This is a genomic window from Streptomyces sp. NPDC101110 (genome assembly GCF_044759525.1).
In the GTDB taxonomy this organism is placed as follows: Bacteria; Actinomycetota; Actinomycetes; order Streptomycetales; family Streptomycetaceae; genus Streptomyces.
Window position 1 is genome coordinate 220,260 of sequence record NZ_JBIVZM010000016.1, and the last position, 23,018, is coordinate 243,277.

Consider the following 23,018-nt stretch of genomic DNA (forward strand, 5'->3'; position numbering starts at 1 on the left):
GCGGAGAGGGCAGGATTCGAACCTGCGTGGGCTTTGTGGGCCCGACCGTGAGATTGCTCTCTGGTCCCCGTTGAGCCGCTCCGGGCACCTCTCCTGGTGTGGCCGTTGGTGCGTGGCCGTTTTCGCGGAGAGGGCAGGATTCGAACCTGCGTGGGCTTTGTGGGCCCGACCGTGAGATTGCTCTCTGGTCCCCGTTGAGCCGCTCCGGGCACCTCTCCTCGTTCCCGGCTTCCGGTCTCCCGTGCCGTTCACGAGAACAACATTGACAGGGGGGCCTGACAAAGCGCTGACGTTTCTCTGACTCGATCTGATAATTCCCGTCCGGTCTTTTCCCGTACCAGCCCTCGATGCTCTACTCGGGACGACGGAAAACGCTCCCGAAAGGGGAAAACAATGACCGTGACCGCCATGGAAAACCCGGTTCTCGAGGCGATACGCACCCATACGTCAAGCGAGAACCCCAGCGCGTTCCTGGCCCTCAACAGCGGAAATGACGTCTTCACACTGCCCGGTGCCGACGGCGTCGTCGTGTACCGCCGCACGGGCCGGTTCGCCGTCCAGTTCGGCGGCCCCTTCGCCGCCCCCGACGACTACGGCCCCCTCCTGGAGGCCTTCCGCCGGCACGTCCGCGACGAGGGCCGCACCCTGGTCGGCATCCAGCTCCAGCGCGCCGACGCCGAGCACTACGCCCGCCGCGGCTTCACCGTCAACCAGGTCGGCGCCTCCTGGGCCGTCGGCCTGCCGGACTTCACACTGCGCGGCACCCGCTTCATGCAGCTGCGCAACAAGATCTCCCGGGCCCGCCGCAACGGCCTGGTCGTCCAGGAGGTCCCCGCCGACGACTGGCAGGACGCGATCGCCGTCATCGACCGGGCCTGGCTCGGCTCCAAGGGCGGAGCCCAGCAACTGGAGTTCCTGGTCGGCCAGATCGGCGGACCGGCCCAGGCACACCGCCGGCTGTTCACCGGCACCATCGACGGCAGCCCCGTGGCGTACATCTCCTACTCGCCGGTGTACGGCGGCCGGGCCGGCTGGATGCACGACCTGAGCCGACGCGTGCCGGACGGCTCCCCGGGACTGATGGAGGCCATCAACGCGACCGCCGTCGAGGTGTTCCGTTCGGAGGGCGTCGAGTGGCTGCACTTCGGCTTCACCCCGTTCACCGGCCTCGACGCCGGCCATGAGATCGACGGTCACAGCCCGGCTTTCCAGTGGCTGATGCACGCCCTGTGGGCCGAGGGAGCAGCGCTGTACCCGGCGCAGACCCAGCTGTCGTACAAGCAGAAGTGGGCTCCGGACGTGGTCATCCCGGAGTACGTCGCCTTCGACGGCCCGCAGGCCTCGCTGGCGTCCTTCGCCCACGTCTTTCGTGCCTGCAAGGCCTTCTGACGCACCATCACCCGCACGCTCGCGGCGGGGCACTCCGGACCGGCCGTGCCCGCAGCGGGGCGCGGCGTCGCGGCGCGACGCGAGTCACGCTCCCCGCACCGCCCTCACACACCACCCCTCTTCCGGAACAGGAGAACCAGCGATGAGCGACAACGGACCCGACACCAGCACCGAAGTCCTCCAGCACACCGTGGTCGAGCGGCTGATGGCCGTCATCGGCGCGCCCGACGACGAGGACGTGGCGCGCGACGCGGACGCCGCCGTCCTCGCGCTCGACGAACGGCTGCGCGCCGAGTCCGCCGCCTGACGGCCGCCGCCGATCAGACCGGCATCAGTGGCACATCAGCGCGGCGCAGCACGCTGGACGCGTGTTCGTCCGGTGGTCCCCCGGCGGAGTACCGCACTGTGCTCCGGCGTTCCCGGACCGCCGGGCGGGCACGCCCGCGCGTTCCCGACCGCCCGCGGGAGCACTGTCGACTCGCGGCGCCCGCAGATCCGCGGGGCAGCGGCGCCGCCGCCCGAACCGGGCACTTCTCCCAAGGAGAGCAACGCATGCAGCGTCCGCACACACAAGAAGCCGGGGCAGCAGCCGCCTCCGCGGCCGGACCGCGCACCGGCGCCTCGGCGACGTTCGCCGAGCTCCTCAAACGCGTCAAGGCGGAAGGTCTCCTCGACCTCGACCCGCGCTACTACGTGGGCCGTCTCGCGCTCAACACCACTCTGCTGCTGATCGGATTCGCCGCGTTCTTCGCCCTGGGCGACTCCTGGTGGCAGCTGCTGACGGCCCTGTGGATGGGGCTGTGCGGCGGCCAGTCGGCGTTCATGTGGCACGACGCCGGACACAAGTCCATGTTCCGCAGCAAGAAGGCCGCCTCCGCCGTCGGCTACATCCACGCCAACCTCGTCAACGGGGTCAGCTACGGCTGGTGGGTCAACCACCACAATCGACACCACAGCAACCCCAACCACCTGGACAAGGACCCGGACATCGGTCGGCGCACCGTCATCTTCGACGTCAAGCAGTATCCCAGCCGGCGGGGCACGCAGAAGTTCGTCGTGCGCCACCAGAGCGTGCTGTTCTTCGTGCTGCTCGTCCTGGAGGGCTTCAAGATGCTCCGGACGGCCGTGGTGTCCATCGCGCAGGGCAAGACCAAGCGGCCCGTGCTGGAGTCGTTCCTGATCGTGCTGCGCGCCGCGGTCTACTGCGCCCTGGTCTTCACGGTGCTCTCGCCGGTCCTCGCCGTCGCGTTCATCCTCGTGCAGCACGCCGCCCTGGGCGTCTACTTCGGCATGATCTTCGCCCCGAACCACAAGGGCATGGACGTCCGCGACGGCGAGGAGGAGACCCTGGACTGGCTGGAGCGCCAGGTCCTCACCTCCCGCAACATCCGCCCCAACCCGCTGGTCGACTTCCTCTACGGCGGCCTCAACTACCAGGTCGAGCACCATCTGTTCCCGGCCATGCCGCAGAAGCACCTGCCGCGCGCCCGGGAACTGACCCGCGCCTACTGCGCTGAGCGCGGAGTGCCGTACCACGAGGTCGGCTTCTGGGCGTCCTACCGGGAGGTCGCCTCCTACCTTCACGAGGTCAGTGAGCCGGTGCGGGCCGGGACCGTGGAGGAGGAGATCAGGCGCCGGGCAGCCCAGGCGGCCTGACCCGGCCCGCGCCCCTCGGTCGCCGCCGGTCCGGGACCCCCCACGCTCCGGTCCCGCACGGCCCCCGCACCCCCCACGCGTCCACAGCCCTGGCCCCCGGGCCGCCCCCCACGGCTTTGCAGCCCCGGCCCGGGCCGCACCCCCCCACGCGTCCACAGCCCCGGCCCCCGGGCCGCACGCCCGGGCCCGCCGTCGGCCCGGGCGGTTGCCTCACCGGAGCCCCTGAGAACCAGGAGTCCAAGGAGAGCCTCCCCATGTCCCAGACCACCACGGTGGCGGGCGGTGTCACCGCTCCCGCCGCGATCGGGGTCCGCCTGGACCGCATGCCGATCACCCCGATGCACCGACGACTCACCATGGTCATCGGCATCGGCCTGCTCTTCGACACGTTCGAGAACAACCTCTCGGGCACCATCGCCAAGGTGCTCCAGAGCGACTTCGCCTTCGGGGCGACCGAGCTGAAACTCGTCCTGGCCTCGGTGTTCATCGGCCAGTTCATCGGCTCGCTGGTGCTCGGCCGGATCGCCGACCGGTTCGGCCGGCGCCGGGCCTTCCTGATCAACCTCGCCATCTACTCGGGCTTCTCCCTGCTGGGCGCCTTCTCGCCGAACGCCACCTGGCTGATCGTCACCCGCTTCATGGCCGGCATCGGCATCGGTGCCGAACAGGTGCTGTCCGACTGCTACCTGGCCGACGTGCTGCCCGCCAAGCGGCGCGGCCGGTACATCGCCTGGGCCTACACCGTCGCCTTCTGCGGGGTGCCCGCCGTCGGCTTCGCCGCGCTGTGGCTGGTGCCCCTGTCCCCGCTCGGCATCGACGGCTGGCGCTGGCTGTTCGTGATCGGGTCGCTGGGCTCCGCCGTGGTGTGGGTGCTGCGCCGCCGGCTGATCGAGTCGCCGAGGTGGCTGGCCGCCCAGGGCCGCACCGAGGAGGCCGAGCTGCTGGTGGCCGAGTTGGAGAAGCAGGCCTACCCGGACCGTCCCGCGACGGTTCGCCCGGTGGCCGCGGACCCCGCCGGACCGGTGGAACCGGCCGCGGTGCGCCACCGTGTGCGCGACGTGTTCGGCCGCGGCATGCGGCGCCGCACGGTGGTGCTGTGGATCTTCTGCGTGCTGTCCGTGGTCGGCTACTACGGCTTCGGCACGCTGGCCCCCCAGATCGTCGCGGCCAAGGGCTACGGCATCGTCGCGGGCATCGGCTTCACCGCGCTGTGCTTCCTGGGCTACCCGGTCGGATCCGCGCTGGCCCTGCCGATCGTCGACCGCTTCGAGCGCCGGACGCTGGTCGCGGCCTCCGCGGCGGCCATGATGGTGGCCGGCCTCGGCTTCGCCTACGCGGGATCGCCCGTGCTCATCGTGGCGTTCGGCTTCGTCTACACCCTGTGCAGCAACGTCTTCTCCAGCGTCTCGCACGTGTACCTCTCCGAGCAGTATCCGACCGCGATCCGCGCCACCGCGTCCGGCGCCGCCTACTCGCTGTCCAAACTCAGCGCTGCCGCACTGCCGTTCGTCCTGCTGCCGGTCCTGGACTCGCACGGCCCCGGCGCCCTGTTCGGGGTCATCGCCGCGGCGATGGCGGCCCTGGCGGCGACCGTCCTGCTGCTGGGCGAGCGCACCACCGGGGCTCCGGTCGACGGCGTCCCCGGCCCCCCGACCACCCCCGTGACGAAGAGGAGCTGACGATGGCCTACGTCATCGCGCTGCCCTGCGTCGACGTCAAGGACCGATCCTGCGTCGACGAGTGCCCCGTGGACTGCATCTACGAGGGCCGCCGGGCCCTGTACATCCACCCCGACGAGTGCGTCGACTGCGGCGCCTGCGAACCCGTCTGCCCCGTCGAGGCGATCTGCTTCGAGGACGACGTGCCCGCCGAGTGGGGCGACCACACCGCGTCCAACGCCGACTTCTTCGCCGCCGTGGGCTCGCCCGGCGGCGCCGGCGCACTCGGCGCCCTCGACCACGACTCCCCGCTGGTGCGGGCCCTGCCCGAGGCGGTGACCCGGACATGAGCGGACTCCTCGCCGGCAAGCGGATCCTGGTGACCGGGGTCGTCACGGACGCCTCCATCGCCTTCCATACGGCCCGCATCGCCCAGGAGGAGGGTGCCGAGGTGCTCCTCACCGGCTTCGGGCGCCTCTCCCTGATCGAGCGCGTCGCCCAGCGGCTGCCGAAGCCGGCCCCGGTCTTCGAACTCGACGTCACCGACCAGCGGCAACTGGACGGCCTCGGCGACCGCATCCGCGAGCACACCGACACCCTGGACGGACTGGTCCACTCCATCGCCTACGGGCCGCGGGGCGCCTTCTCCTTCCTGGACGGCGACTGGAACGACGTGTCGACCGCCGTGCACGTGTCGGCGTACTCCCTGAAGTCGCTGACCACGGCCTGCCTGCCGCTGATGGAGCGGCGCGGCGGCTCGGTGGTCGGGCTGACCTTCGACGCCGCGGTCGCCTGGCCGCGCTACGACTGGATGGGCGTCGCCAAGGCCGCCCTGGAGTCGACCAGCCGCTACCTCGCCCGGGACCTGGGCGGCCGCGGTGTCCGCTGCAACCTCGTCGCGGCGGGACCGCTGCGCTCCATGGCGGCCAAGTCCATCCCCGGGTTCGCCGACCTCGCCGGGGTCTGGGAGCACCGGGCCCCGGCGGGCTGGGATCCCACCGACCCGGACCCGGCGGCCCGCGGGGTCGTCGCCCTGCTGTCGGACTTCTTCCCGCGTACCACGGGGGAGATCGTGCACGTCGACGGAGGGGTGCACATGATGGGCGCCTGAGCCCCGGGCCGGGCGCGGCGAAAGGGGCGGGAGCGGGTCGCGGACCCGGCTCCCGCCCCTTCGCGATGGCGCCCGCCGGCGCCTACGCGGTGTCCCCGCCCGGCAGGATCCGGCGGAAGCCGGTGTACGGGACGAGGGCCTCGGGCAGCACCACCGAGCCGTCCTCCCGCACGCCCTGCTCCAGCAGCGCGGCCACCGTGCGGCCGATCGGCAGCGCCGAGCCGTTCAGCGTGACCGCCGGCGTCCTGCTCCCGTCGGGCCGCTTGACGCGGATGTCCGCGCGACGCGCCTGGAAGGTGCCGCAGTCGGAGACCGAGGAGATCTCCCGGTAGGAGCCGCTGCCCGGCAGCCACACCTCGACGTCGTAGGTCATCCGGGCGGAGAAGCCGAGGTCGCCGGCCGGCAGCAGCACCACGCGGTGCGCCAGTTCCAGGCGCTTCAGGCACTCCTCGGCGTGGTTCACCATGAGTTCGAGCTGCGCCGGGGCGTCCTCGGGGGCGCAGACGCGCACCAGCTCCACCTTCTCGAACTGGTGCAGCCGCAGGATGCCGCGGGTGTCCCGGCCGTACGCCCCGGCCTCCGCCCGGAAGCACGGCGTGCAGGCGGTGAACGCCAGCGGCAGCGAGCGGGAGTCCAGGAGCCGGCCGGCCACCAGGTTGGTCAGCGGGACCTCGGCGGTGGGGATCAGGAACAGCTCCCGCTCACCGACCTGGGTGCGGAACAGGTCGTCCTCGAACTTGGGCAGCTGCCCGGTCCCGGTCATGGTGTCGCGGTCGACCAGGAACGGCACCGACTGCTCGGTGTAGCCGTGCTCGCGGGTGTGCAGGTCGAGGAGGAAGTCGCGCAGGGCCCGCTCCAGTCGTGCCCCCGCACCGCGGGCGACGGCGAAACGGGCGCCGGACAGCCGGGCCGCGGCCGGGCCGTCGAGGATGCCGAGGGACTCCCCGATGTCGGCGTGGTGGCGGGCGCCGTCCGCCGGACGAGGAGCGGGACCGCCCCGGCGTATCTCGACGGCTTCCTTCTCCGAGTCGCCGTCCGGGACCGCGTCCAGGGGGATGTTGGGGACGGAGAGCAGCAGCTCGGTCAGGTGGGCCGCGGCCGTGCGGGCGGCGGCCTCGGCCCGCTGCACCTCGGCCCGCAGCGCCCGGGCGGACGCCTTCTCCTCATCGGTCGGCGGGCCGGAGCGGCGGGCTTTGGCCGTGCGGTTCAGCTCGGTGCGCAGCCGGGTCACCTCCGCCTGCGCGCCGTTGCGCTCGTGCAGGGCGTCGGCCAGCGCGGCCGGGTCGAGGTCGTGGCGGCGGCGGGCCAGCCGCCGAACGGCCTGCGGCCCGTCCTTCAGCAGTTCTTGGGGATCGTGCACGGTGGACTCCTGACGTGAGGCGGGGTGGGGTGGCCCGCGGACCGGCGCGGCGGGCGCCGTGCGGCCGGGTGCCGCACGGGAACAGCCGCCCGGCGGAGGTGCTCCGCGGGCGGCTGCCGGTATGGGCCCGGCCCGTTCAGGCCGGCGCGATGGCCAGGGCCGTGTTCTGGCCGCCGAAGCCCAGGGAGTTGCTCAGAGCGAGGTCGATGGGCATGTAGGTGGCGGTCTGGGCGAGTTTGATGTCGATCCTGGAGTCGGGCATGACGAGGTTCGCGACGGGGGGAACGAGTTCGTGCTCGACGCTCAGCACGGTGAAGGCGGCCTCGACCGCCCCGGCCGCCCCGAGCAGGTGTCCGGTGACTCCCTTCGTGGACGTGACCAGCGGGTCCCCGCGCAGCGTCCGGCCGATCATGCGGGCTTCCGCCAGGTCGTTCAGCGGTGTCGACGTGCCGTGGGCGTTGACGTGCTGGACGTCGTCCGGGTCCGCGCCCGCGTCGGCGAGCGCGGCGCGGACGGCGGCCTCGATGCCCGCGCCGTCGGGGTGCGGCGACGTCATGTGGTGGGCGTCGGCCGTGGCGCCGTAGCCGATGATCCGGCCGTGCACATGGGCGCCGCGGGCCCGGGCGTCCGCCACCCGCTCCATGACGAGGATGCCGGCGCCCTCCCCGGCGACGAAGCCGTCCCGGTCGGCGTCGAACGGCCGGGACGCGGAGGCCGGGTCGTCGTGCCGCTTCGACAGCGCCCCCATCTGGGCGAAGCCGGCCATGACCAGTGGGGTGACCATGGCCTCGCTGCCGCCCGCGAGGACGATGTCGCAGCGGCCGAGGGCGAGCAGGTCCCGGGCCGTGCCGATGGCGGTCGCGCCCGAGGCGCAGGCGGTGGCCACCACCAGGTTGGGCCCGGTCGCCCCGAACTCGATGGCCGTCTGCCCGGCCAGCATGTTCGGCAGCTGCATGGGCAGCAGCAGCGGCGAGACCCGGTCGGCGCCCTGCTCGCGCAGCACGTGGTGCTGTTCCTCGACGGTGCCCGGGCCGCCGTCCGCGCAGCCCAGCACCACACCCACCCGCGCCCCGTCCCACGTCTGCGGATCGAGGCCCGCGTCGGCCACCGCCTCGTGCGCGGCGACCAGCGCGAACTGGACGAACCGGTCCAGGCGGTGGGCCCGCCGCGCGCTCAGCAGGCGCTCGGGGTCGAAGCCGGGCACCCGGCAGGAGATACGTACGGGGTTATCCGTCAGCAGCGGGTCGAGGGCGGCGGCCGGCCTGCCGTCGCAGACCGCCGCCCAGCTCGGCCCGACCCCGATACCACCCGGGGTGACCAGGCCGAGCCCGGTGACGGCGATGTCCATGCCCGCCATCAGACCTTCGCACTCCGCTCCTCCATCAGCCGGACCATGTCGGCCACGGTTTCCGCCTCCAGCAGGTCGTCGTCGCTGACGTCCAGGCCGAGCTCGGACTTCAGCAGCAGCGACAGCTCCACCACGGCCAGCGAGTCCAGCTCGATGTCCTCCCGGGTGGCCTCCGGGGTGATGGCCTCGGGCGACACCTTGAGCTTGTTGGACAGGATTTCCTTGAGCTGCTCCAGCATGTCGGTTCCTTTCGACAGTTCTCTCGAAGGCGCAAGCGCCCGTTCTCCGCTGTGTCGGACAGCGCTTGTTGGAGGGGCCTGCCCGGGCCCCGCTTGTGACGGGACGTCAGACGGTCTGCACCTCGGGCCACACCAGCGTGGTCGCGCCCCAGGACAACCCGCCGCCGAACGCGGTCAGCAGCAGCCGGTGCCCGGCGGTGAGCCGTCCTTCCGCCGCGCTCTCGGCCAGCAGCAGCGGCAGTGAGGCGGCGCCGGTGTTGCCGACCCGCGCGATGTTGCTCAGCCGCCGTTCGCCGGGGATGCCGAGCCGCTCCGAGACCGCCTCCAGGATGCGGGCGTTGGCCTGGTGCGCGGCGAACCGGTCGACGTCGCACGGCCGCCAGCCGGCCCGCTCGGCCGCCTCGGTGGAGGTGGCGGTCATCCGCTCCACCGCGTGCCGGTAGGTGTCGCGGCCCACCATCCGGAAGAAACGGTCCTCCGGTGCGGGCTCCCGGCCGGACGATCGCTGCCGCGACCCTCCGGCCGGCACCTCGATCAGATGGCTCAGCCCGCCGTCGCTGCCCAGCACGAGCGGGCCCACCGCGCCCGGCTCCCCGGGGGAGCCGGCCCGCAACAGTACCGCGCCCGCGCCGTCCGCGAAGATCACCGCCGTGGTGCGGTCCTCGGGGTTGATGATCGTCGTGAACGCGTCCGCGGCGATCAGCAGCACCCGGTCCGTCACTCCGGCGGCGATCAGGCCCGCCGAACTGGCCAGGCCGTACAGAAAGCCGGAGCAGACGGCGGCCACGTCGAAGGCGGGCACCTCGCCGAGTCCGAGCCGCGCCGCGACCTGCGGCGCGGTGGCCGGGCACGGCTGGTCCGGGGTGGTGGTGGCCAGCACCACCGCGCCCGCCCGCGCGTCTCCCGCCGACTTCAGCGCCCGCATGCCCGCCTCGACCGCCAGGTCGCTGGTCGCCGTGCCCGGGGCGACCACACGGCGCCGGGCGATCCCGGTGCGCGAGCGGATCCAGTCGTCCGAGGTGTCCAGGCGCCGGGCCAGATCCTCGTTGGTGACCACGTCGGGCGGGACGTACGACCCGATCCCGCAGATCACGGCGGCCCGTCGGGTGCTCACGCGCCCGGCCCCGGACTGCTGAGGACCTCCAGGGGCAGGCCCATGTAGGCCATCCGGGCCTCGGCCATCTCGTCGGTCCACCGCTCGGCCATGTCGTAGCGCTGCTCGGGAGTGGTGTCGAGCATCCGCACGCCGGGCCAGATCTCGTAGTCGCCGATCCGGTCGGCGTGCCGGAGCATGCCCTCCTGGAACAGCTCCTCGCGGTGGATCACGAACTCCCGGTCGGGGATCTCGTCCCACAGCCGCACGCCGGCCCGCAGGATCTCCAGCAGGCGCGGACGGTACTCGGGGTGCGCGGCCACGTGATCGCGCAGGATGGTGCTGGCCACCGTCAGATGGCGGATCTCGTCGATCGCGGTGCCGCGGGAGATCTCGCCGGTGGCCGGGGACAGGGGAGTCCACTTGCGTTCGCTCAGCTCGGCGGCCGGCGCCAGTACGCCCTCGATGACGATGGCGAACACGGCGACACCGCCGGGGAAGTCGGCCTGGTCCCGGACGATGTCGAGGGTGAAGTCGACCACCGGGTCCAGCACCCGGGCGCGGTAGTCCCGGGCCATCTCGTCGATGCTCTTCAGGAGCGTGTCGGCCGGGATGCCCAGCTCCACCAGGTGGTTGCGGAACACCCGGGCGTGCCGTGCCTCGTCGAGCAGCTGGGTGGCGTAGAACTCCATCTCGGGGATGCCGGGCGCGATCGACACGTAGTGGCCGAGCAGCCGGGTGGCCAGCTCCTCGGACAGCCCGCGCAGACCGAACTCCAGCACCAGTGCCTCGCGCAGCGGGCCCGGCTCCTTCAGGAAGTCCGGGACGATCGCGTCGTCGTGGTGGCCGGTCACGCCGCGGTCGCGCAGCGTGCCCTGGGCCACCGAGGTGATCCAGTAGGCGAGGTCGCACTCCTCGGGGCCGAGGGTGAGTTCCTTCGCCCCGTCCAGCAGACCGGGCGCCTTGTCCCAGTCGGCCTCGGGGGCCACGAATACCTTGGACTGCGTCATGACGCGGCGGTCTCCTTCGCCGGATGCAGGGTGCCGGCGTGCAGACGGCCGGCGTAACTCAGCAGGGGCAGCCCCTCGTCCGCCCTGGCACGCACGACGTGGCCGAGCAGCAGCTCGCTGTCGCCCGCGGCGTGGGCGGAGTGGAAGCGGCAGGTGTAGTGGGCGAGCGCGCCCGCGATGAGCGGGGCCTGCGCGTACGGGTCCGCCGTCCAGGGCAGGCCCGCGAACTGGGCGCTGCCGTCGGGGCGCCCGCTGTCGGCGAACCGGCGGGCCACCTCCGCCTGGTCACCCCCCAGCACGTTGATCGCGAACCGGCCCTCGGCGGCGGCCCGCCGCGCGAAGGACGACCCGGCCCGCAGCACGACGCCGACGAGCAGCGGCTCGCGCGAGACCAGGGTGACCGTGCTCGCGGTGGTGCCGTGCATCCGGCTCTCCGGGCCGGTGGTCAGCACCGACACGGGGGACGCCAGGTGGTAGAGCGCCCGGCGCCGTTCGGCAGGGTCCTGGCGGACGGGCCGGCGCGTGCGCGGGCCGGTCGCGGTCGCGGTGCTCATCGCAGCGCCTCCGCCTGCCGGGCCGCGGACTCTCCGGCCGCGGTGACCCGCGCCGGAGCCTCCTGCGCCTCGGCGGCGTCCGCCCGCGGCGCAGGCACCTGTTTGCGCACCGGGACGTGCCCGACCGGCACCGGGTCCGTCACATGCCCGACCGGCTTGGGGTGCGGCAGGCCCAGGTCGTCCAGGAGCCGCAGGTAGCCGGGCTGGCGGACCGGCTCGAAGGGCAGCGCGAAGGACTTCATGAAGTTGCCGAACAGCCCGCGGTCGCCGAAGAGGTGGAAGGGCAGCACCAGCAGCGCCCACTCCGGCTTCACCAGCCAGCACCACAGCGCGGCCACAGCGGCCTGGGTGATGAGGCTGTGCATCACGTTGTACAGGACGTAGTACGCCTTGTGGATCGGCCGCCCGCCACTGCGCCGGAACGCGATCGCGCCCGGGATGTAGCCGATCAGGTCGATGTAGAGGAAGAGGGCGATCGCGGGCAGCCAGCGGATCTCGTCGAAGTGGGCGATCATCAGGCCGGTGGCGACGACGAAGCCCACCAGGTACTCGGCGCGGTGCAGCGAGTAGGTGCGCGGTGTCTCGAACGGGTTTGCCTGGTCCATGGTCAGCAGCTCCCTGATGCGCTAGGCGCCGACCGCGGCGGGCGAGGTGAGTTCGATGCCGCCGCTGATCCGCACGGCGGGGAACAGACCGGTCAGCGCCCAGGCCACGGTCTCCTTGATGACCCGCTCGGCGATCGGGTCGAGGATGCCCTCCAGACTCGGGATGCCGAAGTCGAAGTCGGCGTCGAAGCGGACCGCGACGTCGTCGCCGTCCTGCGTCACCGACCAGGTCCCGGAGAAGGAGTCGAAGTCCCCGTCGGACTGCTCGAAGCGGATCTCGCCCTGCTCCGGCAGCACGGTGTCGTCCTCGGTCCAGCGCAGCAGGCCGCTGCGGAAGTGCAACTCCCAGCTGGAGGACGCGGCGGGGTCGGGGTAGGCGGCGTGCACCGTGGTCGCGTTGACGTGGGGCGCCAGGTCCGGGTACCGCTCCCAGCCTCGTACGGCGTGCAGGACCGTCTCGGCCTGCTCCCCGGGTATCAGGGCATCGAGTTCGACGTGCCTCACGATCAGTTACCGCCTTCCGGCATCTTGGCCGCGCCCCGTACGAGGTCGCGGGTGGCCAGGTCGAAGGAGTTGAGGAGGAAGTCCACGTCGGTGTCGCCGAGCACGGCGGGCGGGGTGAACCGCACCACCGAGCTGCCGTTCATCGAATGGTTGGCGACCACGCCGTGGTTGAACAGTTCGATCAGCAGCTCGCCGGCCAGCCCGGCCTCGACGAGCTCGACGCCGATCAGCAGGCCCCGGCCGCGCACGTCCACCACGAGGTCGGGGATGTTGCGGCGCGCGATCTCGGTGATCGCCGGCAGCAGCCGGGCGCCGAGGTCCAGCGCCCTGGTGACCAGGCGCTCCTCCTTCACGGCCCGGATGGCGCCCTGGACCGCGGCCATCAGCACCGGCTGGCCGGAGAACGTGGCGGTGTGGACGTAGGGGTCCTTGTCGAAGGGACGGAAGGCCTTGCGGGTGGCGACGGCCGCCGAGACCGGCATCACCCCGCCGCCGAGCGCCTTGCCGGCGAGCAGGACGTCCGGGAGGACGCCCTCGATGTCGGCGCCCCACCACTCGCCGAGCCGGCCGAAGCCGGACTGCACCTCGTCGAGGATCAGGAAGCCGTCGTACTCGCGCACCAGCTCCTCGACGCGCTTGAGGTAGCCCTTCGGCGGGATGATCACACCGCCCTCGCCCTGGACCGGTTCGAGGATGACGCACACCTCGCCCGGGTGGGCGGCGAGTTCGGCCTCCAGAGCGTCGGCGTCACCGAAGGGCAGGTGCAGGAAGTCGGGCACCAGCGGGCGGAACGGCTGCTGGTAGACCTCCTTGGCGGTGGCCGACAGCGCGCCGAGGGTCTTGCCGTGGTAGCCGCCGCGCATGGAGACCGTGCGCTTGAAACCGTTCGCGCGGGCCAGCTTCAGGCCCGTCTCCACCGCCTCCGCCCCCGACAGCGCGAAGTGCACCCGGTCCAGACCGGGCGGCAGCACCGAGACCAGCGCCTCGGCCGCGCGGGCCACGGTGGGCTCCAGCAGGATGCGGGTCGCGGTGGGGTGGGTGCGCAGCTGGCGCTCCACCTCCTCCATCACGATCGGGTGGCGGGCGCCCATCACGAACACGCCGTAGCCGCCGGCGTTGAGGAAGCGCTCGCCGTCGCTGGTGGTGAGCCAGGCGCCCTCGGACGCCACCTCCATGTGGCTGCCGAACAGCTCGGCGAGCGTGGCCCGGCCCTTGCTCAGATGCGCGCGGTACAGGCCGAGGACCTCCGCCTCGGCGTCGGCGGACGAAGCCGCCGGGGATTCCTGGATGACGGTCACGTGTGGCTCACTCCAAGGGGTCGTGGGGTCGTGCGGACAGGACCGGGACCGTGCCGCGGCCGGGGCCCTGTCCGGCCGCGGCTGTGGTGCCGTGACCGGGTTCTCACCGGCCGGCGCACCGTCCCTAGGCGAGGACGAGCTCGCCGCCGCCGAACCAGCGCAGCAGCGGCTCGGCGGCGGCCGCGCGCGACGGCGGGTGGAAGGCGAGGGCCCGCAGCGCCGCCGCGGCCTGTGCCGGACCGGAGCCGCGGATGAAGTCCAGGCCGCCCAGCAGCTCCAGGGCGCGGGAGGCGATGTCGGGCAGGGCGTTCTGCACGGCGTACCGGGCCACCAGTACGCGGGCCACCGACTCCTCGTCACCGGGCTCCGGGCCGGTCGCCCGCGCGACGCCCTCCAGCAGCGCGACCGCGGCCTCCATGTCCACGGCCAGGGACGCCCGCTCCGCCACGCTGCCGCGCTCACGCTCCAGCACCTGCTCCACCAGCGCCAGCGCACCGCCCGCGTACCCGGCGGAGATCAGCATCTCGAACCAGACGAACCCGGCCGACTGGAGGTCGTCGAGGCGGTGCGGGTCGTCGGCGCCGGCCCGCACGACCATGCCGGCCGGCACGAACACGTCCTCCAGCCGCACCTCGTCGCTCTCCGCGCCCGCCAGCAGGTCGTTACCCCAGTAGGGGTGCACGGTCAGGCCGGGCGCGTCGGCCGGCACCAGGGCGAGCGCCAGCTCCGGCTCGCCGTCGTCGCCGTGAATGGCGACGCTCGCCGTGAGCAGGCTCATCGAACGGGACAGGCTGCACGGCTTCTTGGCGCCGGTGAGCAGGAACCCGTCGCGCACCGGGCGGGCGGTCACGGCCGGCTTGAGGATGTTCTGTGCCGTCCGGCCCTCGGCCCAGCCGGACGCCATCACCTGCTGGTCGGGCACGATCCGGCGCAGCAGGGCCGTCTGCTCGTCGGTCAGCCGGCCCGCCTTGACGGCCAGCGAGTACAGCATCGCGATGGTGAAGTGGTGCATCGACACGGCCGCCACCAGCGACGGGGACGCGGCGCCCAGGGCCAGCTGGACCCGCAGCGCGTCCAGGGCGTCGGCGCCGTGACCGCCGTACTCCTCGGGGATCAGCAGACCGACCCCGCCGTGGATGCGGAACAGGTCGATCACCGGGCTGCCGGGTCGCTCGCGGTCGATGTACGGGATCTGGTCCAGCTCCTTGAGCAGACCGGGGTGGAAGCGCTCGCAGACGGAGCGGGCGAGGTCGAGGGAACGCAACGGAAGCCTCCAGCGGAAACGGCGGGGTTCAGGGGGCGGAGGGCGGTCGGGCGCCGGACACCGCGTCGTACGGGTCGACGCCGCGGTGGCGGAGGGCGGTCAGGCGCCGAACACCGCGTCGTACGGACTGACGCCGCGGGCGATGCTGACGCCCTGCACGTGGGAGGTCTTGAGCATCGGGTAGTTGGCCTCGCCGAAGGCGCCGCCGGTGCGGCCGGTGCCGCCGTGGCTGGGCAGATAGGGCAGGAAGCCGATGTGGGAGTCGTTGACCTTCAGCAGGCCCCCGTTGACGACCCGCCGCACGAAGGTCTCGATGACATGGTCGGAACGCGACCACAGGGAGTTGCGCAGCCCGTAGTCGTTGCTGTTGACGAAGCGCAGGAACGCCTCCAGGAGGGCGTCGTCGTCCTCCCGCTCGGGGACCACGATCGGCACCAGCGGGAAGAACGTCTCCTCGCGCACCACGTCGTAGGTGCGCGCCCGGTCCAGGCCGTCCACGCGCACCACCGTCGGCTGGAGGAAGACGCCCGTCTCCGAGGGCGTGCCGTCCAGTTCGGTGCGGTGGCCGCCGGTGACCAGCTCGGCGCCGTTGTCCAGCGCCTGCCGCAGCAGCCGGAAGAACCGCTCGCTGCGCCGCACCGGCGACAGCAGCACGTCCTCCTCCTCGGGCAGGCCCGGCCGGATGCCCTTGACCTGCTCCTTCACCTCGGCGATCAGGCTGTCCGCGACGTCCGGGTGCACCAGCACGTAGTTGGGCACCATGCAGATCTGGCCGGAGCCGTAGAAGGCCTCGGTGATGGCCTCGGCCGCCCACTTGACGTCGGCGTCCTTCCACACCACGATGCCGTCGTTGCCGGCCAGTTCGAGGATCGGCTTCTTGCCGTGCGCCACGCACTGCTGCTCGAAGCGCAGGCCCTCCTGGCTGCCGCCGATGTAGAAGATGTCGTTGATCAGCGGGTCCGCGATCCAGCGGTCCATGGTCTGCTTGGGGTTGCTGCACACCGCGTTGAGCACTCCGGCCGGCGCGTCCATCTCCTCCAGCAGCGGAGCCACCACGTCCCGCAGCAGCCACATGGTGCTCAGCGCGATGCTGCGCGGCGCCCGCACCACCACCGCGTTGCCGGCCATCAGCGCCAGTACGCACAGGGCGGCGCTCGGCAGGGGTGCGTTCTGCGGCGGGTTGAACGCCACCACACCGTCGGGCTGGCGGTGCAGCACCAGCGTGCGGCCGGCGTACTCCTTCTCCACCCGCATCTGCTTGGTGTACCAGCGCAGGGAGCCCGGGGAGTAGATCTGCAGCAGGCAGCTCAGCTCCCAGCGGGCCAGCTTGACCGGGTGGGACTCGGCGACCAGCATGCGCAGGAACTCGTCCTGGTGCTTGATGAGTTCCTCGCGGAACCGGGTGCCCAGCCGCATCCGCCGCTCCAGCGGCACGGCCGCCCAGTCGGGTGCGGCGGCGGCCGCGGCCTGCGTGGCCAGGTCGATGGACGCGTCGTCCGCGACCGCGCAGCGCCCGACGACGTACGGATGCCTGGCCGCCTCCGACTCGGGGTCCTGCTCCAGGGCGCGCTTCAGGCTCACGCTGGTGAACACGTCTTCCAGCAGGGACCGGCCGCTGACGGTGTACACCCACCCGTCACCCGCGACGTCCTTGCCCGCGATGTAGAGGTCATAGCTCTTGATATCGGAAGGTGCCTCGGCACTCTCCTCCTGCGCGGCTTCGCGAAGCATCTTCAGCCTTTCACCTTTGGCGAGCGGATTTTTCGAAGCAGTGCGAGCGTGGCAGCCAAATCTGACCCGGCGCTGACAGGGTGCTGATTCAGCCAAGCCGGCCCCGCCGTCCGTCAGTGGGGCGTCAGCCTGCGCTGCTTGCATGACCGCATGCCACCCGTCGACAGCACTGTTCAGCGCCTGCGTGATCTGCCGCGCGCCGAACTCGCCGAAGAAATCGAGTCGATCGTCCTGAAGAAATTCAAGGCGGTTCTCCTCATGGACGAATCCGAGGACCTCCCGCTCGACATCAGCTATTTCGATCTCGGCCTCACCTCACTGCGGCTGACCGAGATACGGCAGAGCCTGGAGCGGCTCCTTGATCTCTCCATCAACGCCAACGTGCTCTTCAACGAGCCGACGGTCGCCCATCTGGTGGACCACCTGACCCAGGCCGTCCAGGACAGTTCCTCTCAGGAAAGCTAAGGAGTCCCTCCATGCCGCGTGCGGAATCCCAGCAGCCGCCCGAGCCGGTCGCGATCGTCGGAATCGGTCTGCGATTCCCCGGCGGCAGCACCTCGCCCGACGAGTTCGACGCCTTCCTCAGGGAGGGGCGCAGCGGGATCGGCCCGATCCCGCAGGACCGGTGGGACGTGGCCGCGTTCACCCCCGAGACCCCCGAGGACAAGGGGAAGATCCACACCACCGCGGGGGGCTTCCTCGACCGCGTGGACCTCTTCGACGCCGCCTTCTTCAACATCTCCCCGAAGGAGGCCCGGTACATGGACCCCCAGCAGCGCCTGCTGCTGGAGACCGCCTGGCAGGCCCTGGAGCACGCCAACATCGACCCGGCACCGCTGCGCCGCGGCAACGGCGGCGTCTACGTCGGCGCCAGCTCCATCGACTACGCGCTGGAGCTGGAGTCCCTGCCGTACGAGGAGATGGACGGCCACCTGGCCTCCGGCATCACGATGTTCCCGCTGTCGGGCCGGCTGTCGTACTTCCTGGGGTGGCGCGGACCCAGCATGAGCGTCGACACCGCCTGCTCGTCCTCCCTGGTCGCACTGCACCTGGCGGTGCAGGCCCTGCGCTCCGGCGAGACCGACATCGCGCTGTGCGGCGGCGTCAACGCCCTGCACCACCCGCGCATACCGGTGATGTTCTCCAACGCGCAGATGCTCGCCCCGGACGGGCAGTGCAAGACCTTCGACGAGTCGGCCGACGGCTACGCGCGCGCCGAGGGCTGCGGTGTCCTGGTCCTCAAGCTGCTCTCCGACGCCGAGCGTGACGGCGACCGGGTGCTCGCCCTGGTGCGCGGCACCGCGGTCGGCCAGGACGGCGACAGCGCCGGACTGACCGTGCCCAACGGTCCCGCGCAGGAGAAGGTGATCCGCGCCGCGCTGGCCACGGCCCGCCTCGCCCCCGAGGACATCCAGTACGTGGAGGCGCACGGCACCGGCACCCCGCTCGGCGACCCGATCGAGTTCGGCGCCATCGGGGACGTGTTCGCCGAGTCGCACACCGCCGACAACCCCGTGCTCACCGCGTCGGTGAAGACCAACCTGGGCCACATGGAGCCGGCCTCCGGCATCGTCGGCGTCATCAAGACGGTGCTTCAGCTGCGCTCCGGCACCATCTACCCGCACCTGAACCTCACCACCCCGTCCGGGCGCATCCCCTGGGACCTCTACCCGCTGCGCGTGCCGACCGCCTGCGAGCCATGGCGGGCCGAGGTGCGCCGCGCGGTGGTCAACAGCTTCGGCTTCGCCGGCACCATCGGCGCGGTGGTCCTGGAGCAGGCACCGGAGGCGAGCCCCGCACCGCAGTCCTCCGGCACGCCCGCCGCTCCGCTGTTCACCCTCTCCGCCAAGAGTTCCGCCGCCCTGCGCGAGCAGGCCGCGAACCATCGGCGGCTGCTCGACGAGCGCCCCGACCTCCCCCTCGACGCCCTCTGCCACACCGCCAACGTCGCCCGCACCCACCACCCCTACCGTGTCGCCGCCCCGGTCGCCGATCGCGCCGCCCTGGCCCGGCTCCTGGACCGGGCGGCCGGCCAGGACCACGAGGGCCCCAGCGGCATCCGCAAGACGGCCTTCATGTTCACCGGCCAGGGCTCCCAGTACGCCGGCATGGGCGCCGCCCTCTACGAGGCCCTCCCGGAGTTCCGCTCCCACGTCGACGCGTGCGACCGGCTGTTCGCGGAGCACCTGGACCGCTCCGTGCGCGACCTGCTGCTCGGCACCGTCGAAGACCCCGGGGCGATCGACCGCACCGAGTACACCCAGCCCGCCCTGTTCACCCTCGAGTACGCCCTCGCCCGGCAGTGGATGGCCTGGGGCGTGCGCCCCAACGTGCTCGTCGGGCACAGCATCGGCGAGGTCGTCGCCGCCGCGGTCGCCGGCCTGTTCAGCCTCCCCGACGCCGTGCGGCTGGTCGCCGCGCGGGCCCGGCTGATGCAGGCGGTGCGTGCCGAGGGCGGCATGGCCGCGGTCGCCGCCCCCGCCGAGGACGTCGAGCCGCTCCTGGAGAGCCGCCCCGACCTCGCACTGGCCGCGGTCAACGCCCCCGACCAGTGCGTCGTCTCCGGCGCCCTCCCCGCCCTGGACGAGGTCTGCGGCATCCTCGAGGAACGCGGCGTGCGCGTCGACCGGCTCGCGGTCTCGCACGCCTTCCACTCCCCGCAGATGGCCGAGGTCTACGACGACTTCCGCGCCGCACTCGACGGCATCGAGTTCCACGAGCCGGCCATCAGCCTGATCTCCAACGTGACCGGACGGCTCGCCCGGTTCCGCGACATCGCCACCCCCGACTACTGGGTGCGGCACATCGGCGAACCCGTGCGTTTCCTCGACGGCATCCGCGCGGTGGCCCGGCGCGGCCGGCACGCCATGATCGAGATCGGTCCGCAGGCCGCGCTGACCGCGCTCGCCCGGCGCGGCGTCGCCGCCGAGGACCACCTGTGGCTGGCCAGCCTGCGCCGCCGGGACCGGACGGCCACCACCACCCTGACCGCACTCGCCGAGTACTACGCCGCCGGACTCACCGTCTCCTGGCCCGGCTACCACGCCGGGCACGCCGTGCCGGCCAAGGCGGACCTGCCCACCTACGCCTTCCAGCGCAAGCGCTACTGGCTGCCGGCCGCCGGACCCCGCCGCGCCGCCGCGGGCGGCTCCGCCCGCCACCCGCTGCTCGGCACCGAGGAGCGCTTCGCCTCGGGGGTACGGGAGTTCACCGCGGAGTTCACCGCCGAGGACCTCGGCCCGCTCGCCGACCTCGCCGACGGCGGACGCACCACCCTGCCCGCCGGCGCCTACGTCGACCTGCTGTTCGCGGTCCAGGACGCGGTCCGGGGCCACGCCCGGTCCGCCGTGCGCGACCTCCGGCTGCTCGCGCCGCTCGACGTTCCCGCCGAGACCAGGACCGCCCTGACCACCCGCTGGCGGCCGCTGCCGGGCGGGGGTGCCGAGGTGGCGGTGTTCACGGTCGTCGGCGGGGAGGAGGACGTGCACGCCACCGCGGTGATCGCCGCCGACCCCGAACCGGTGGTCCCCGTCTCCGAGCTGGCAGAACTGGACGCGGGCCTCGCCCCCGCCGGAACGCAGATCGACGACGAGGACATCTACACCGACCTCGCCTCCGTCGGCCGCCCGCACGGCCCCCGGATGCGGCTGCTGTTGCGCGCCGCCCGGCACGCCGACGGCCTGGTCACCGGGGAGCTGACCGGCCGGAACGCCTCCGCCGTCGAACACGTGCCGGCGGAACTCGTGGAGGCCGCCGTCCAGGCGTGCGTCGTCCTCGACCCCGAGGGCCCGGTGTTCGTGCCCCGCGGCGTCGCCTCGGTCCGCCACTTCCGCAAGCCTCGCGGCGAGGAGCTGCGCGTCCTCGCCCGGGTGCACGGCGACCAGGACCGCCGCACCGCCGACGTGCTGCTCCTGGAGAACGGCGACCCGGTCGCCGAACTGCTCGGCGTCCGGCTGGCCCGCCCCGAGGGAAGCACCGGCCGCCGCCGTTTCCTGCACCGCCCCGAGTGGGTCCGCCGCGCCCTGCCCGCACCGCAGACCACCGCCCCCGCCCGGCACGTCGTGCTGCTCGACCCGTCGCCCGCCCGCGCCGCCGACCTCGCCGGACGGCCCGGCCTTAAGGTCACCCGGGGCGCCGGCCTCACCGAACTCAAGGCGGCCCTGGAGGACCCCACCGTCACCGACGTCTGCCGCGTCTGGCGGCAGCTCCCGCAGGCCATGTCCGCCGACCGGCTGCGCGCCGAGTGCGAGGAGAACTACCGCGAACTGCTCGCCCTGGTCACTGCGCTGGACGCCACGGGCACCGCCCGGCCGCCCCGCCTGTGGCTGGTGACCGAGGGAGCCCAGTGGCTGCCCGGCGACCCGGTCGGCGACGGCGGACACCTGGCCGCCGCCACGCTCTGGGGCTTCGGCCGGGTGCTGCTCACCGAGTACCCCCAGTACCGGGCCACTCTGGTCGACGTCGCCCCCGGCAGCGGCCTGACCCCGCTGCTGGAGGAGTGGCACGCCGAACCGCCCGGCGAGTACCAGGTCGCCCACCGTCCGGGCCGCCGCTACGTCCGCCGGCTCCTCTCCGGCGACGCCCCGCTCACCTGGTCCGGCGGCTTCGAACTGCGCGCCCCCGACTCGGGCGACCTGTCCGACCTCGCGCTGGTCGCCGCCACGGACGTGCCCCCGGGGGCCGACGAGGTCCAGATCCGCGTCCGCTCGGTCGGCCTGACCGCCGGCGACGCCCGCACCGCCCTGGACACCGGCCGCGCGGAGCGCGAGGAACTGCTCGGCGCGGAGGAGGAGCCCCCGCCGCTGCTCGGCACCGCGGCCACCGGCACCGTCCTCGCCGCGGCCGAGGGGACCGGGTTCGCGCCCGGCGACGACGTCCTCGTACGCCACGACGGCACGTTCCGCTCCACGATCACGGTTCCCGCGGCGGCCGTGGTGCACGCCCCGTCCGCCGAAGACGGCGACGCCGCCCGGCACTTCCGCCTCGACGAGACCGGCGAGGCGCTGCGGACGGCCCTGTCGGACCCGTCGGGACAGTCCTGGGTTACCCTCCCGGACGCCCCCGAGGCGGAGCCCGCCGCCCCCGCCGAGGAGGTCCCGGCCGCTCTGCGCCCGGACCGCACCTACCTCGTCACCGGCGGTCTGGGCGGCCTCGGCCTGGTCACCGCCCGGAAGCTGATCGCCCTCGGCGCCCGCCACCTGACGCTGGTCAGCCGCAGCGGACGGCCCACCGAGGAGGCCGCCCCCGTCCTCGCCGACCTCGCCGAGCACGCCGAACTCGACCTCGTCCGGGCCGACATCGGCCGCGCCGAGGACGTGCGGCGGCTGGTGCGGCACCTCGCGGCCGGCCCGCACCCGGTGGGCGGGATCGTGCACGCCGCAGGCGCCTACGACAAGAAGCTCATCGCCGAGCTGACCTGGGAGGCCATCGACGCACAGCTGGAGGCCAAGGCGTACGGCGGCTGGCTGCTGCACGAGGCCGCCCAGTCCTCCTTCCCGGAGCTGGACTTCTTCGTCACCTACTCCTCGATCGCCTCGGTCCTCGGCGGCGCCACGCAGGGCCACTACGCCGCGGCCAGCGCCGCCCTCGACGCCCTCGCCGAGTGGCGCGGACGGCGGGGCGTGCCCGGCCTGTCGGTGAACTGGGGCGCCTGGGCACGGGTCGGCATGTCGGCCCGCCTGGAGGAGCACCTCAGCCAGGAGATCGAACGCAGCGGCGTGCGCTTCTTCTCCCCGACCCGCGCCCTGGACACCCTGGCCAGGCTCTGGGGGCGCCCCCGCACCCAGCGGGTGGTGGGCGAGTTCGACTGGGACCGCTACGTCGCGGGCAGCGTCACCGGCGACCTGTTCTACGACCGGCTCGCCCGCAACGCCTCCGACGACGACACCGGCCTCGACCTCACCGCGCTCGCCGCCCTCCCGCCGGCCGAGCGGACCGCCGCCGTGACCGGGGTCGTCCGCGAGAAGGTCGCAGCCGTCCTGCACCTGGAGGAGGGCGACGAACTGAACCCGAACACCGAGTTCGTCACCCTGGGCCTGGACTCGCTGATGGCCCAGCAGGTCAAGGCCGCCCTGGAGCAGGCGTTCCGGCTGCCCCTGCCGGCCTCGCTCACCCACGACCACCCGACCGTGCGGCAGCTGGCCCAGTTCCTCTGCGGGCAGCTCGAGCCGGTGCCGGCCGCCTGACGCACACAAGGAC

The 23,018-nt window shown here is 72.8% G+C and carries 19 protein-coding genes and 2 pseudogenes; 8 read left to right on the forward strand and 13 right to left on the reverse strand.

The genetic code is table 11. From position 1 onward, the window contains the following. Position 1: 1 nt before the first annotated feature. Positions 2-94: pseudogene (locus tag ACIQU3_RS31640) on the reverse strand. Positions 95-125: 31 nt separating this feature from the next. Then, positions 126-218 (reverse strand): annotated as a pseudogene (locus ACIQU3_RS31645). A gap of 175 nt (positions 219-393) precedes the next feature. Between ACIQU3_RS31645 and ACIQU3_RS31650 the strand changes: the two are divergent. The 6 genes from ACIQU3_RS31650 to fabI all read left to right on the forward strand — a co-directional run bounded on the left by ACIQU3_RS31650 (position 394) and on the right by fabI (position 5,814). After that, the gene (locus tag ACIQU3_RS31650) at positions 394-1,389 is read left to right on the forward strand and encodes a DUF2156 domain-containing protein (RefSeq protein WP_403744037.1); all 996 of its coding nucleotides are present in this window, start codon (positions 394-396) and stop codon (positions 1,387-1,389) included. Between the two features lie 142 nt (positions 1,390-1,531). Next, positions 1,532-1,696, forward strand: coding sequence for a hypothetical protein (locus ACIQU3_RS31655; protein ID WP_167537461.1), 165 nt, complete (start codon positions 1,532-1,534; stop codon positions 1,694-1,696). A gap of 245 nt (positions 1,697-1,941) precedes the next feature. After that, complete coding sequence (locus tag ACIQU3_RS31660; protein ID WP_403744040.1) at positions 1,942-3,045, forward strand: fatty acid desaturase family protein; 1,104 nt, start codon at positions 1,942-1,944, stop codon at positions 3,043-3,045. A 254-nt stretch (positions 3,046-3,299) separates the two neighbouring features. Continuing rightward, a complete protein-coding gene (locus tag ACIQU3_RS31665) occupies positions 3,300-4,724 on the forward strand; it encodes an MFS transporter (RefSeq protein ID WP_403744044.1) in 1,425 nt (474 codons plus the stop codon). Between the two features lie 2 nt (positions 4,725-4,726). Continuing rightward, a complete protein-coding gene (fdxA, locus tag ACIQU3_RS31670; protein ID WP_403744046.1) occupies positions 4,727-5,053 on the forward strand; it encodes a ferredoxin in 327 nt (108 codons plus the stop codon). Next, positions 5,050-5,814 carry an enoyl-ACP reductase FabI gene (fabI, locus tag ACIQU3_RS31675; RefSeq protein WP_403744050.1) on the forward strand — a complete coding sequence of 255 codons (765 nt, stop codon included), beginning with the start codon at positions 5,050-5,052 and terminating at the stop codon, positions 5,812-5,814. Before fdxA ends, fabI begins: the two co-directional genes overlap by 4 nt. Positions 5,815-5,896: 82 nt before the next feature. On the opposite strand, the gene serS is transcribed toward fabI, so the two are convergent. The 11 genes from serS to ACIQU3_RS31730 all read right to left on the reverse strand — a co-directional run bounded on the left by serS (position 5,897) and on the right by ACIQU3_RS31730 (position 16,820). After that, the gene (serS, locus tag ACIQU3_RS31680) at positions 5,897-7,174 is read right to left on the reverse strand and encodes a serine--tRNA ligase (RefSeq protein WP_403929025.1); all 1,278 of its coding nucleotides are present in this window, start codon (positions 7,172-7,174) and stop codon (positions 5,897-5,899) included. A gap of 136 nt (positions 7,175-7,310) precedes the next feature. Beyond that, the gene (locus tag ACIQU3_RS31685; protein ID WP_403744055.1) at positions 7,311-8,531 is read right to left on the reverse strand and encodes a beta-ketoacyl-[acyl-carrier-protein] synthase family protein; all 1,221 of its coding nucleotides are present in this window, start codon (positions 8,529-8,531) and stop codon (positions 7,311-7,313) included. Beyond that, entirely contained in the window at positions 8,531-8,761 is a 231-nt protein-coding gene (locus ACIQU3_RS31690; RefSeq protein WP_018888444.1) for an acyl carrier protein, read from the reverse strand. The genes ACIQU3_RS31685 and ACIQU3_RS31690 overlap by 1 nt, the downstream gene beginning before the upstream one ends. Positions 8,762-8,867: 106 nt before the next feature. After that, entirely contained in the window at positions 8,868-9,875 is a 1,008-nt protein-coding gene (locus ACIQU3_RS31695) for a beta-ketoacyl-ACP synthase III (RefSeq protein ID WP_403744057.1), read from the reverse strand. Beyond that, positions 9,872-10,864: a VlmB-like protein gene (locus tag ACIQU3_RS31700; RefSeq protein WP_030895211.1), complete on the reverse strand. Its 993-nt coding sequence runs from the start codon at positions 10,862-10,864 to the stop codon at positions 9,872-9,874. Before ACIQU3_RS31700 ends, ACIQU3_RS31695 begins: the two co-directional genes overlap by 4 nt. Then, complete coding sequence (locus ACIQU3_RS31705; RefSeq protein WP_403744060.1) at positions 10,861-11,418, reverse strand: flavin reductase family protein; 558 nt, start codon at positions 11,416-11,418, stop codon at positions 10,861-10,863. The genes ACIQU3_RS31700 and ACIQU3_RS31705 overlap by 4 nt, the downstream gene beginning before the upstream one ends. Next, a complete protein-coding gene (locus tag ACIQU3_RS31710; protein WP_403929028.1) occupies positions 11,415-12,023 on the reverse strand; it encodes a hypothetical protein in 609 nt (202 codons plus the stop codon). Before ACIQU3_RS31710 ends, ACIQU3_RS31705 begins: the two co-directional genes overlap by 4 nt. A 21-nt stretch (positions 12,024-12,044) precedes the next feature. Further along, a complete protein-coding gene (locus ACIQU3_RS31715) occupies positions 12,045-12,527 on the reverse strand; it encodes a type II toxin-antitoxin system RatA family toxin (RefSeq protein ID WP_403929029.1) in 483 nt (160 codons plus the stop codon). Between the two features lie 2 nt (positions 12,528-12,529). Then, complete coding sequence (locus tag ACIQU3_RS31720; RefSeq protein WP_403744068.1) at positions 12,530-13,825, reverse strand: aspartate aminotransferase family protein; 1,296 nt, start codon at positions 13,823-13,825, stop codon at positions 12,530-12,532. Positions 13,826-13,949: 124 nt separating this feature from the next. After that, positions 13,950-15,089: an acyl-CoA dehydrogenase family protein gene (locus ACIQU3_RS31725; RefSeq protein ID WP_403929032.1), complete on the reverse strand. Its 1,140-nt coding sequence runs from the start codon at positions 15,087-15,089 to the stop codon at positions 13,950-13,952. 99 nt (positions 15,090-15,188) lie between these two features. Further along, entirely contained in the window at positions 15,189-16,820 is a 1,632-nt protein-coding gene (locus ACIQU3_RS31730; RefSeq protein ID WP_150483467.1) for an aldehyde dehydrogenase, read from the reverse strand. A 150-nt stretch (positions 16,821-16,970) separates the two neighbouring features. Here ACIQU3_RS31730 and ACIQU3_RS31735 point away from each other — a divergent pair, with 150 nt between their 5' ends. Further along, entirely contained in the window at positions 16,971-17,285 is a 315-nt protein-coding gene (locus ACIQU3_RS31735) for an acyl carrier protein (RefSeq protein WP_403929035.1), read from the forward strand. Between the two features lie 11 nt (positions 17,286-17,296). Then, positions 17,297-23,005 (forward strand): SDR family NAD(P)-dependent oxidoreductase, encoded by a 5,709-nt coding sequence (locus ACIQU3_RS31740; protein ID WP_403929038.1) that lies wholly within the window; start codon positions 17,297-17,299, stop codon positions 23,003-23,005. Positions 23,006-23,018: the final 13 nt, after the last annotated feature.